This is a genomic window from Tahibacter sp. (assembly GCF_032229445.1).
Lineage (GTDB): Bacteria > Pseudomonadota > Gammaproteobacteria > Xanthomonadales > Rhodanobacteraceae > Tahibacter.
On the sequence record NZ_JAVTWC010000115.1, the window covers coordinates 55,256 to 67,775 of the forward strand.

7 protein-coding genes and 1 pseudogene are annotated in these 12,520 nt (G+C 68.2%); 2 read left to right on the forward strand and 6 right to left on the reverse strand.

Annotated features, from left to right (window positions below; translation table 11 throughout):
• The 4 genes from RUU78_RS21275 to xseA all read right to left on the reverse strand — a co-directional run bounded on the left by RUU78_RS21275 (window position 1) and on the right by xseA (window position 6,057).
• Window positions 1-1,281 carry a glycosyl hydrolase family 8 gene (locus tag RUU78_RS21275; RefSeq protein ID WP_313919687.1) on the reverse strand — a complete coding sequence of 427 codons (1,281 nt, stop codon included), beginning with the start codon at window positions 1,279-1,281 and terminating at the stop codon, window positions 1-3.
• A 131-nt stretch (window positions 1,282-1,412) separates the two neighbouring features.
• Window positions 1,413-2,846: an aldehyde dehydrogenase family protein gene (locus RUU78_RS21280; RefSeq protein ID WP_313919688.1), complete on the reverse strand. Its 1,434-nt coding sequence runs from the start codon at window positions 2,844-2,846 to the stop codon at window positions 1,413-1,415.
• A gap of 131 nt (window positions 2,847-2,977) precedes the next feature.
• A complete protein-coding gene (locus RUU78_RS21285) occupies window positions 2,978-4,618 on the reverse strand; it encodes an acetolactate synthase large subunit (RefSeq protein WP_313919689.1) in 1,641 nt (546 codons plus the stop codon).
• 89 nt (window positions 4,619-4,707) lie between these two features.
• A complete protein-coding gene (xseA, locus tag RUU78_RS21290; RefSeq protein WP_313919690.1) occupies window positions 4,708-6,057 on the reverse strand; it encodes an exodeoxyribonuclease VII large subunit in 1,350 nt (449 codons plus the stop codon).
• 912 nt (window positions 6,058-6,969) lie between these two features.
• On the opposite strand from xseA, the pseudogene RUU78_RS21295 reads away from it, so the two are divergent.
• Window positions 6,970-8,547 (forward strand): annotated as a pseudogene (locus RUU78_RS21295) (response regulator); the annotation flags it as partial.
• Here the strand turns inward: RUU78_RS21295 and RUU78_RS21300 are convergent.
• On the reverse strand, window positions 8,473-10,080 hold the full coding sequence (locus RUU78_RS21300) for a phospholipase D-like domain-containing protein (RefSeq protein WP_313919691.1): 1,608 nt from the start codon (window positions 10,078-10,080) through the stop codon (window positions 8,473-8,475). The pseudogene RUU78_RS21295 and the gene RUU78_RS21300 overlap by 75 nt on opposite strands.
• A 152-nt stretch (window positions 10,081-10,232) precedes the next feature.
• Here RUU78_RS21300 and RUU78_RS21305 point away from each other — a divergent pair, with 152 nt between their 5' ends.
• Window positions 10,233-10,574 carry a GNAT family N-acetyltransferase gene (locus RUU78_RS21305; protein ID WP_313919692.1) on the forward strand — a complete coding sequence of 114 codons (342 nt, stop codon included), beginning with the start codon at window positions 10,233-10,235 and terminating at the stop codon, window positions 10,572-10,574.
• Window positions 10,575-10,664: 90 nt separating this feature from the next.
• Here the strand turns inward: RUU78_RS21305 and RUU78_RS21310 are convergent, their stop codons facing one another.
• Entirely contained in the window at window positions 10,665-12,434 is a 1,770-nt protein-coding gene (locus tag RUU78_RS21310) for a M14 family metallopeptidase (RefSeq protein ID WP_313919693.1), read from the reverse strand.
• Window positions 12,435-12,520 lie beyond the last annotated feature (86 nt).

Genomic DNA, 12,520 nt, shown 5'->3' on the forward strand with positions numbered 1-12,520 from the left:
CTACGGCGCGATGCGTTGCACGCCGTCGGCAAAGATGCGGTCGATCGCGACCGGGTCCCAGTACGTACCGCTCATGACCATCAGCGACAGCAGTGCCACGCTGTCCTCGTAATAGCCTTCCTGGCGCGTGCGCACGCTGTCGTAGATTGCATTGAGCCAGCTTTGCTGGGTCGGCGAGGTCATCGCAGCGACGCCGATCGGTGCGGCGAAGAAGCTCGTGAAATACGTCGTCGTGATTGGCGTGCCGTCGAGTAGGTAGCCCGGACGGATATTCGTCGCGATGCCGCCGGCCGCGGTCGCCGACCATTGCGCGATGCGCCGCGCCTGGCGCGCACTGTCGGCATCTGCGTGCAACAGCGCGTGCGTGGCCAGGCGCCAGGGTGCGCGTCCGGCGTTGTAGTTGTAATGGCCGTCGTGCGGACCTTCGAGAAACCCGGCGGTTGCGGGTTTCAGCAGGCTCGAGGCCGCGGCTTCGCGCACGGTGAAGTCCGGCACGAGGCCTGTTCCGGCTGCATACGTGGTCTGCAGATGTTCGACCGCGGTGCGCGTGGCGACGATCGCGGCTTTCCAGACGGGTGCGCCACTTGCGGCCGAGAAATTCAGGAAATGCGCCGGCATGAAATCGGACGGGCGCACGCTGTACTGGTTGTAGCTCGCGCCGTTGGGTGTCACCCAGTCGCCGAGCAGCGGCAGTTTCGAATCCGGACCCATCACCGACGCGGCCTGGCCAGCGAGCATGTCCAGCGCCTTGGCGCGGAAATCCACGGGCACGCCCGCCGGCCATTGCGCTGCGGCCATCAGCAGTCCCAGTGCGATGTCGTTGTCGCCGTCGAAGGCACTGTCGTTGCCTTGCTGCGGCTGGCCGGCGGCAGTGATGTTCCAGCTCATGAGCCGGCTGTCGATGCCGCTGCGGTGCCGGTCGACATAACGCCAGAGCCCCGCCGCGATCACCGCCGCATCGGGTTCGTGGCCGGCCATCACGCTCATGATGATCAGCCCGTAACCCTGGCCTTCGGAAACCGTGTTGCCGTTGCCGTCGGTATTGCACAGCACGCGATAGACCGGATTGCCGCCGCCGTCGGTGCCGGCGCTGCGCAGATATGCGGTCTTCCAGCGCGCGTAGGCCTCGCGGATGTCCTGGTCGAGCTGGGCCTGGCTGCGGTGGTCCGGCCGGATACTGCCGAACGCGTGATTCACATGGTGCGGAAAGGGAAAAGCGGGCGTTTGCGCAAGCGCGCCTTGTGCGGCGGCAATCAGGAAAACAATGGACAGGTAGCGCATGGCAGGTCTCGCGGGCGATGGACAGGAGCGGCGCGCTTCGCGTCCGGCGAGCGCAGCGCATTGCAGCACGACCGCGCCCGCGGTTCGGCCAATTCCGTCACGCCGTTGCCTGCGCCTGCCGCTGCGGGTGCTTACGCGTCGCGAATCACGAGCAGCCGAAGTTCGGTCATGTCCTCGATCGCGTAGCGGATACCTTCGCGTCCGAGGCCCGAGTCCTTGACCCCGCCGTATGGCATGTTGTCGACGCGGAAGCTCGGCACGTCGCCGACGATGACGCCGCCGACCTCGAGCAGGTCCCAGGCGCGCGTGGTCTTGCGCAGGTCGAAGCTGAAAAGTCCGGCCTGCAGGCCGAAATCGCTGTCGTTGACCTGCGCCAGGGCGGCGTCGAAATCGCTCCAGCGCTGCAGCAGAACGACCGGGCCGAACGCTTCCTGGCAGGACACCGCCTGCTTCGCATCGACGCCTTCGAGCACGGCCGGCTGCAGCATCGCGCCGTCGCGCTGCCCGCCGCACAGCAGGGTCGCGCCGGCCTGCACCGCCTGCTGTATCCAGCCTTCGAGACGCTGGGCTTCCTTGACGTCGATCATCGGTCCGATGAAGGTGTCCTCGTCGCGCGGATTGCCGCACTTGAGTGTCCTGACCTTGGCGACCAGGCGCTCGCGTACCTCCTCGTAGATCGCGTCGTGAGCCAGGATGCGCTGCACGCTGATGCAGCTCTGTCCGGACTGGTAGAACGCGCCGAAGACCAGGCGCTCGATCACAAAGTCCAGCCGCTCGCGCTGGTCCGCGTCGACGATGCAGGCTGCATTGCCGCCGAGTTCGAGCACGACCTTCTTCTTGCCGGCACGCGCCTTCAGATCCCAGCCCACACCCGGCGAACCGGTGAACGACAGCAGCTTGAAGCGCTCGTCGGTGGTGAACAGGTCGGCGCCGTCGCGATGGGCCGGCAGGATCGAGAACGCGCCCACTGGCAGGTCGGTTTCGGCCAGCACCTCGCCGATGATCAGCGCGCCGATCGGCGTGCGGCTCGCGGGCTTGAGAACGAACGGACAGCCCGCGGCGATCGCCGGCGCGACCTTGTGCGCAGCCAGATTCAGCGGGAAATTGAACGGCGAGATGAAGGAGCACGGCCCGATCGGCACGCGTTTGGAGAAGCCACGGTAGCCGCGCGCGCGCGCCGAGATCTCGAGATTCAGCACGTCGCCGTCAATGCGCACCGCTTCCTCGGCGGCCACCTTGAAGGTATCGATCAGGCGCGAGACTTCACCGCGCGCGTCCTTGATCGGCTTGCCGGCCTCGATGCATAGCGCGACGGCCATTTCCTCGGCGCGCTCACGAAACCGCGCGATGCAGTGCTCGAGCACGGCCTGCCGCTGGTACGGCGCGAACGCGCGCAGCGGTTCCTGCGCGGCGACCGCCGCGGCGATGGCCGCGTCGATCGCCTTCGCATCGGCCAGCGCGACGCGCGTGGCGACCTTGCCGCTGAACTTGTCGGTGACCTCCAGATCGGTATTGGCGGCGACGGGCTTGTTGGCGAGGTAGTACGGATAGCTTTCGGCGAGCACGGTGTCGCTCCTTGTAGCGGCCGATGGTCAGGAGCCTGGAAGGCCCTCCGGCCCGTTGGGCATTCAGGACGATAAGAGCCGTCGGCTTCAAGCCATCGTCCTTCACCCCCTTCAGGCGCAGGGCTCGTTGTTCAGATTGCGCGGCTCAATTCGCGGATCTCGCGGTTGAGCACGCGGTCGTTGTCGGAATAGTCGATCGGAACGTCGATCAGATGAACGCCCGGCGTGTCGAGGCACTGCTGCAGCAGCGGCGCGAATTCGGCGCTGGACGCGGGCCGGTGGCCGTGCGCGCCGTAGGACTGCGCATAGCGGACGAAGTCCGGGTTGCCCATGTCCATGCCGAAGTTCGGAAAGTCCATATGTGCCTGTTTCCACTTGATCATGCCGTAGGCGTCGTCGCGCAGCAGCAGTACGGTCAGGTCCAGGCCCAGGCGCACGCAGGTTTCCAGATCCTGCGAGTTCATCATGAAGCCGCCGTCGCCGGCGACCGCGACGACCTTGCGCCGCGGGTGCACGATCCGGGCTGCCATCGCCGAGGGCAGGCCCGCGCCCATCGTCGCGAGCGCGTTGTCGAGCAGCACCGTGTTGGGCTGGCGCGAGCGGTAGTAGCGCGCGAACCACAGCTTGTACATGCCGTTGTCGAGGCACAGGATGCCGTCGTCGGGCATGACAGAGCGGACGTCGGCGACGAGGCGCACCGGATGCATCGGGAAGCGCGCGTCGTCGTGGCCCTTGCACAGGTGCGACTCCAGATGCGTGCGCACCGTGTCGAACCAGGAAAAGTCCCAGTGCGCCTGCGGCTGCAGCGCCTGCTGCAGCTGCCAGATCGAATTGGCAACGTCGCCGACCACTTCGATCTGCGGAAAATAGACCGTGTCGACCTCGGCACTGGAGAAATTGACGTGGATGACGGTGCGCAGGCCGCGGCGCATGAAGAACGGCGGCTTCTCGATCACGTCGTGGCCGCAGTTGACGATGCAGTCGGCCTGCTCGATCGCGCGGTGCACGAAGTCGCCGTCGCTCAGCGCCGCGTTGCCGAGCCACAGCGGATGATGCTCGTCGATGACGCCCTTGCCCATCTGCGTGGTGAAAAACGGGATGCCGGTGTGGTCGACGAACTCGCGCAGCATCTTGGAACAGGTCTTGCGGTTCGCGCCGGCGCCGATCATCAGCAGCGGCCGCGTGGCCTGGCGGATCGCGTTGGCCGCATGGGCGACGGCCTTGTCGTCGGCGATCGGGCGGCGGTGGTAGCTGGTCGGGAGCACCATCGCGTCAGTGTCGTCGCGGGCGATGTCCTCGGGCAGTTCCAGGTGCGTCGCGCCGGGGCGTTCCTCCTCGGCACGGCGGAAGCTCTCGCGCACGCGGGCCGGGATGTTGTCGGCCGAGACGATCTGCCGCGTGTACTTCGTCAGCGGCTTCATCATGTCGATCACGTCGACAATCTGGAAATGTCCTTGTTTGGACAGTTTGACCGGCTTCTGGCCGGTGATCATCAGCATCGGCATGCCGCCGAGATTGGCGTAGGCAGCGGGCGTCACGAGATTCGTCGCACCGGGACCGAGCGTGGCCAGGCAGACGCCGGCGCGGCCGGTCAGGCGGCCGTAGGTCGCGGCCATGAAGCCGGCGACCTGTTCATGCCGCGTGAGGATCAGCTTGATCGAGGAGGTACGCAGCGATTCGAGCAGATCGAGGTTTTCTTCCCCGGGGATGCCAAATACGTATTCCACGCCTTCGGCTTCCAGCGCTTTCACGAACAGGTCCGACGCTTTCATGACGCGCTCCTGCGTTGCGTCCGCCGATTCTGTGCGCCGCTTCCGGCGCGGTCAATCGCACCGGCGCGCCCGATGTCGCGCCTGCGAGGCTATTCCACGCGCAGGTGCAGTTCGCCCTCGGCCAGTCGCGCGCGCAGGCGGGCGCCACGGCGGGTATCGAGGTTGCTGCGGATCACGCGGCCGTCGCTCTCGTCCTGCAGCAGGGCATAGCCGCGCGCGAGCACGGCCAGCGGGCTGACCGCATGCAGCGCGCGGGCGAGTTCGGCGAGATGCGCGCGGCGCGTGTCCAGACCGCCGCGCAGGCGGTGCTGCAGCAGCTGGCGCTGGTGCGCGAGGGCGAGGCGTGCGCGCTGCAGGCGCTGCTCCGGCGCCTGGCGCAGCAGGCGCGTCTGCAGGTTGGCGGCCCGTTCGCGGGCGCGTTGCTGCGTGCGTTGCTGCGCATGCTGCAGGCGCAGGCGCAAGGCGCCGAGCCTGCTTTCGCCCAGTTGCAGTCGCTGCGTCGGGCTGCGTGCCTGCAATTGCGCGTGCAGACGGTCGACTTCCTGCTGGCGCCGCTGCAGGCGGCGTTGCAGCAGCAGATGCAGGCGCTGCTGTCGCTGCTGCAACTGGCGCGACAGCTCGATCATGTCGGGCACGAGCAGCTCGGCCGCGGCCGACGGCGTGGGGGCGCGCAGGTCGGCGACGAAATCGGCGATGGTGAAATCGGTCTCGTGGCCGATCGCGCTGACCACGGGCAGGGCACTGGCGTGGATCGCGCGCGCCACGCTTTCGTCGTTGAACGCCCACAGGTCTTCGATAGAGCCGCCGCCGCGGGCGAGCAGGATCGCGTCGTGACGGGCGGCGGCACCGACCCGGCGCAGCGCGGTCACGATGGCGGCGGGCGCCTCCTTGCCCTGCACCGGCACCGGCACGATATCCACGGCCAGCAGCGGATAGCGCCGCGCGAGCACGCTGAGCACGTCGCGCACGGCCGCGCCGGTCGCCGAGGTGATGACCGCCAGGCGGCGCGGAAACCGCGGCAGCGTGCGCTTGCGCTCCGTCGCGAACAGGCCCTCGGCGGCGAGCAGCGCCTTGAGCCGCTCGAACTCGCGCTGCAGCGCGCCTTCGCCGGCTTCCTCGAGGTGTTCGACGATGAGCTGGAACTCGCCGCGGGCCTCGTACAGGCTGACCCGGGCTCGCGCCAGGACCTGCATGCCGTCGGCGGGACGGAAACGCAGGTAGGTGCTCTTGGGCTTGAACATCGCGCAGCGCACCTGGGCGCCGCCGTCCTTGAGGCTGAAATACAGATGCCCCGAGGCCGGGCGTGAAAAATTGGAGATTTCCCCTTCGAGCCAGACCAGGCCGAAGGTATCCTCGAGCAGATCGCGCGCGCGCCGGGTCAGTTGCGACGGCGTCAGCACGGCGCGGCCGCTGGCGTAGGCGATGCGGTCTTCGGACATCGGTGAACAGTGACGGTGCCGGCAGGAAACCGGACGGGCGGGCAGTGTAGGCGCGCGGATCGGAGGCGGCAACGCGCTTCATACCATCGCGCTACATTCATTTTCGATTCGGGCCCAGGACGCCACGCAGCCAGGCCCTTTCAATCGCTATAGTACGGCGTCACATCAGGGGTGATGAAAACGACAATGGCTGATTCCACGATCGAAGCCGAGGCTGCGCCGCGCGCAAACCCCGGCGAGCGTGCTCTGCGCCAGCGCCTCGACGCGTTCGTCGGCGAATGGCGCACGAGTCTCGGCGAGCGCTGGGACGGCACCAAGGCCAGCGTGCTGCACGAGGAACTCGAGAAGATCAATGCGGACGCCGAGGCACAGGCCTTCGGCGACATCGCCACGCCGACGCTCGAACTCATCGTATTCCTGTGTTCCTTTGTCGAGACCGGCGCCGTGCCGAGTGCGCTGCAGCGCCAGGCGCTGGCCGGCCTCGTCGACAACCTGGGCCAGTCGTCCGCGCCGCCGCGCAGCGCGCCGCGCGCTGCCAAGCGTGCCGTGGCCAGCCACGTCCGCGGTCAGGTGCACTACCTCGCCGCCCCCGAGCGCATGATCGACACGCTCGCGCCGACCCTGGGCGCGCAGCGTTTTCTCGTGCGTCCGTTCGAGCAGATCGATGCCCTGAGCCGGGCGATGGCGGAGAGCCCGCCAGACGTGCTGCTGGTCGACGATGCCTTTGTGCCGCAGTTGCACGGCCTGCTCGAAATCGCAGCGCGTGCGCGCGACGCGCAGCGCGATACGCCGGTCTGTCTGGTGCTGTCCGAGGCCGCCGATCTGGCCCGCGTGCTGTACGCGCAGCGCGCTGGCGCCGATGCGGTGGTGTCCAGCCGCGATCCGGTCGCGATTTTCGCGCGCATCGAGGAAATGCTCGAACAGCGCCGCAGCCTCGGCTATCGCGTGCTCGTGGTCGAGGATGACCCGGCGCAGGCCAAGTTCTGCGAATCCGTGCTGCACCACCGGGGCATCACCACGCGTGTCTGCGCGACCGCTGGCGGAGTCATCGAAACCCTGCAGGACTTCCACCCCGACCTCGTGCTGCTGGATTTCTACCTGCCTGACGGCAATGGCATCGAGGTCGCACAGATGATCCGCGCCGAGCCCGGCTGCGCGTTCCTGCCTGTGGTGTTCCTGTCCGGCGAGCAGGATCTCGACCGGCGTTTCGACGCCATTTCCATGGGCGGCGACGATTTCCTGACCAAACCGGTGAAGCCGCGTCATCTGCTGCTGACCGTGGAAAGCCGCGTACGCCGCGCACGTACGCTCAGCGCGAGCGCGGGCTCGGCCCGTGGCGAGCGCCGCGGCACGCTGTCGGGCCGCGATGCGTTCCTGCAGGAATTGCAGCACCTGGCCGAGACCGGAGTCGAGGCGTGTGCGGCGCTTGTCTATGTCGCGGTCGATGACGTCGACGCGGTACGCGAGCGCGTCGGCTTCGTCACCGCCGGCACGCTGGGGCAGCAGCTCGCCTCGGCGATCGCCGGGGAGCTGCCGTTTGCGCGGCCCCTGTGCGCGTATGGCGAATACGTGTTCCTCGCGCTGGCCCAGCGCGAGGACGAGCTGTCGCTGCGCCAGGCGCTGGAGCAGGCGCGCACGCGCCTGGCCGCGCGCGCCTGGCTGTCGTCGGAAGATCCACTGCGGCTGAACTTCACCCTGTCGGCGCTGCGTGTGACCGGCCCGGCCGACCGCGCCGAAAGCCTGATCCGGCGCGTGCGCCAACTGGCGCTGACGCTGCAATCGTCCGGCGGCGGCGACGTGGCCCTGGACCTGCGCGATCCGAATGCGGCGACCGAGGATCCACGTGTGCGTCTGGTCCGCGCGATCCTGCGCACGACCGCGGATTCCAGCAATTCACTGCTGTCCTATCAGCCGTTCGCGCCGCTGGCCGGCAACCTCAGCGGGCAATACCTCGCGCGCATGCAGCTAAAGCCGCCGCGCAGTTCGCAGAGCATCCTGATCGAGCCGGAAGAATACCTGCCGCTGGCGCGCGGCCTGGGTCTGGCGACGCTGGCCGACAGGCGCCTGATCCGCCTCGCGCTGCGCCAGGTGCATGCGCGTGGCAGCGATATCGGCGAGCTGCGCCTGTTCCTGCCGATCAGTGCCGAATCGCTGCTCGACGCGGCGTTCGCGCCGTGGCTCGCGACGGAGTTGCGCGCGCAGGCCGTGCCGGCTTCGGCGATCGCGCTCGAATTCGATATCGCCGACCTGATCGAGCAGCAGCCCAACGACGGCTCGATCGAGACGCTGCAGCGGGTCGGCGCGCGCTTCTGCCTGCGTGCCAATGACGATTCGGAGCGCGCACAGCGCTGGCTGCAGCATGCGGCGTTCAATGTCGTGCGCTTCGAGCGCCCGGTGGTGCCGGTCGCAAACGGCTCACCCTGGGCGACGATGGCGCAGCGCTTCGCCAGCGTGCGCGGCCTCGGCAAGATCGTCATCGCGACTGGCGTCAACGACATGAACGACATCGGGGAGCTGCTGCGGGGCGGCGCCCACTACGCCAACGGCGTCGTGGTGTGCGACTGGCTGGGCGACTTCGACTTCGATTTCGCCGGCGCGGTGCTCTGACCCGGACTCACGAGGCACCTTGCCGGTTTTCCTGCGTTCTTCCTTGCGCGCGGCGGCGCGGCCGCGCCGCCACGTCTGCACGTAGCGCGTCAGCAGACTCAGGCCCAGCAGCCCGATCACTATACTCATCGGCCAGGCCAGCACCCAGGGCCAGCGCAGGCCGACCAAGGTCAGCGCGAGCAGGCTCAGCGCGACCCATGGCAGCGAGCCCGCCTCGGCGCGACCGAGCACGCGCTGATTGCCAAGCGCCGTGCCGACGCTGTGAGCCAGACGCATGACCCCCGCGGCGGCGCGGCTGGAGCTGCCGCCCTGCGGCCGTATGCCGCTTTTTGCGGATTTGTGGACTTTGCGCTTCTTCAGCACGATCTCGGTCGCGTTGTCGAGATCGATGAGGTACTGGCGTTCCATCTGTGCGGCGAAGTCGCGGTCCTCGACCGCGAGGTCGATCTCGCAGTTACCGAGCCAGCTCGAAATATTGAGATTGCTCGAGCCGACCCGCGCCCAGCGCGAATCGGCCACGGCGGTCTTCGCATGCATCATCGAGCCCTTCCACTCGAATACGCGGATGCCGGCTTCGAGCAGCGGCCGGTAGCCAGCCTGCGACATGCGTGCGACCGCGGGAATGTCGCTGGTGCCGGGTACGAGCAGGCGCACATCGACGCCGTCGCGCGCGGCGGAGGCCAGGGCTTGCACGTAGGGCGCCAGGCCCACGAAATACGCATCCGACAGCCACAGCCGTTCGCGCGCCATCGCCGCGATGAGCTGGTCGAGGCGGAACAGCCCGGCCGTGCTGGGCTGGGTCGCGATCACGCGCACGTCGGTGTCGCCGACGATCACCGCCGAGGTCTGCAGCAGTTCGCCGGGCAGCGGCTCACCCAACTGCGCCCAGAGCTCGGCGAATACGTGCACGAGCTCGGCAACGGCGGGGCCGCGCAGACTGACGCCGGTATCGCGCCAGGGCGGGATCTTCCGGGCCGGATCGCCCAGCCATTTCTGCGACACACAGACCCCGGTGATGCAGGCCAGCTCGTTGTCGATGACGAGCAGCTTGCGATGATCACGGCTGATCCAGCCTAACGGGCTGGAAAAACGCGCCGGGTTGTACGAACGCACTTCGCCGCCGGCATCCAGCAACGGCTGCCAGAAGCGTTTACCGTCCAGCCCCAGACAACCCAGCCAGTCGCGCACGACGCAGACCGCGACGCCGGCGGTGGCGCTGGCGGCGAGCGCGTCACGTATGCGCCGCCCGACCTCGTCGTTGCGAATGATGTAGTTTTCCAGAAATATTGAACGCCGCGCGGCGGCGATATCGCGCTCCCAGGCCGCGAAATGCGCGGCGGCGTCGATCAGCAGATCGACCTGGTTGCCTCCGATCAGCGGCGCACCGGCGGCCCGGCTGAAGGCTTGTTCAGCCATGCGGCGCCAGGGTGAGGCGGGACCGGCGTGTGGCAGGCAGGAGGGCTCGGACATGCGTTTCAGTGTAGCGGGCGCGGGTGTGCAGCGGATGTGCTCGACGCGGCCGAGGCCGGCGCGGGCGTGGCGGCGCGCGGAAACCCGAGACCGGGCTCTTGAGCATTGTCCTGGCCCAGGTCGCCGGTGTAGCGTTCGCGCGGACCGTCGCCAGAGTGCTGCTCATGGATGTTTCCGTACACCACGACCGCGCCGCACGGCGCTTCCGGGCTGAGGTCGATGGCTACCGCTGCGTGCTCGACTACGAACTCAGCGGCGATCGCATGAGCATCGTCCACACCGGCGTGCCCAGCGAAGTCGGCGGACGCGGCGTCGCCGCATCGCTGACCGAAGCGGCCGTCGCGGCCGCGCGCTCGGAGGGCTGGACGATCGCGCCGCTGTGCTCGTACGCGCGGGTCTGGTTCGAACGGCATCCCGAACACGGCGATCTGCTGGCCTGAGCGTCGCGCAGACGCCTTGGGAACCCGCGCTCCGCGCGTCGGCGCCCACCGTGCCCGTTTTCGCCGGTCTCGAGCCGATGCGACAGGTCCTCACTCCGGCGCGCGATCGACGCGAAACACCGGATAGAGATTGAACTGCTCGTCCCAGGATGCATGCCGGCGCGCGAAGAACTGCAGGCGGGCGTTGCTGTCCTTGACGAACTCGGGCTCGTTCGCGAGCTTGCGCTGGAATTCCTCGGCGAGTTTCGGATCGCGCTTGAGCTGTTCGCGCGCGACGTCCTCGGCGACGTATTCCTCCATGTATTCCTTCTGCTCGAACGCGCCGTTGAACGCGCCCCAGGCGGCCAGCGAGTCGGGCGCCTGCGGTTCGAGCAGGGCGACGGCGATGCGCGAGCGCGCCTGGGCCAGCGGCACATAGAGCGCGCCGGCGGCGAGGTCCCGCGTTTCGCCCTGCCATTCGCCTTGCAGCGTCGCGCGTTGATGATTCTCGCTCGACTGTGCCGCAAAGCGCGCGGCGCTGGCGCGGAACGTCTGCAGGGCCATTCGTGACAGCGGGTCGGTCACTCGCCGATAGGCCACGCCATGGGCGTCGAGCTTGGCGGCGACGAGCGTCGCCCACGCCGCCGGTACGAGGTAGCCGGCCTTCGGTACTTCCACCTGGGTGCCCGGCTGCACGTCGTCGCGCAGCGGCACTTTCCAGATCTGCGGCTTGCGCTCGTCATAGCGCGTCATCAGTGCACCGGATATTTCCGACGGCGTACGCGTATACGCATAGCCGCGAAATTCGATTTCGCGCGCGGTGTCGCTGGCCTTGTAGTCCAGCGCGACGCGCGTACCGCCGAGCGTCGCGGCGCGCTCGTCGGCGGTCAGCTGCTCGGTGCGCCAGTCCCTACCGCGTTCGCTGACGAGCTGCAGCACGTCGAGCATGGTGTTGCGCGTCACTTTCACGCGCACTGGATACGGCTTCCACGAATGCGTCTCGACGAGCATGGCGAAGCGGTTGCGCAGCGGCACGTAGCCGGTCGAGAAGCGCGGCGGCGCGACACCGTCGGCGAAGCCCGAGGTCGGGTCGTCGGTGTTGACGAATGAGGGATAGAAACCCAGCGGCAGCGAACCCTGCTTGCTCAGGCGCGCCAGCGTCTGGTCGCGCAGGTCGCGGCCGAGCTTGCGCAGTTCCTCGTCGCCGGAATACAGCGGCTCGACCTGGATGGCGACGTCGTGCTCGAACTTGGCGCCGTCGGTGACGTGCAGGTCGACATAGATGGTCGGATCCCAGCGCCCCATGAGCGCGAGCATGGCCTGCATCTCGGGCGCATCGGCTTTCAGGTAGTCGCGGTTCAGATTGTAGTTCTGCGCCGTCGTGCGCCAGCCCATCTGCTCGGGGCCGCGCTGGTTGGGCCGGTTCCAGGCGCCGAAGCGCTCGTGCCCGTCGACGTTGAATACCGGCACGAACACCATGACCTGCTTGTCGAGCAGGCCCTTGCCGGCCTTGCCCTGGAGGATCTCGCGCAGGAGCAGGAAACCTGCGTCCTTGCCATCGATCTCGCCGGCGTGGATGCCGCCCTGGAACAGGCTGACCGGAATGCCTTGCTCGCGCGCCGCCTCGGGCGTGCGTGCGCCGCTCGTGGTCGCGACCAACGCGAGCAGGGGACGCCCTTCGGGTGTGCGGCCGAATTCGTCACAGCGCACCGCGTCGGGCCAGGCCTTGGCAAAGCGCGCGCAGAGATCGATGACTTCGTCGTAGCGGCCCGTGCGCTTGAAGCCGGATTGTTCGGCGACGGTACGCAGATTGTCGACGGCGGCGGAGGCCGCGCCCGCGGCGGACAGCAGGGCAGCGAACAGGACGGCGTTACGGAGCATGGGCGGCACCGGCAGCGGATGAGCGCCCAAGCATAGCCATTGCGGCCGCCGCACGACACGGCATGACCCTGTAGCACCGGCCGACC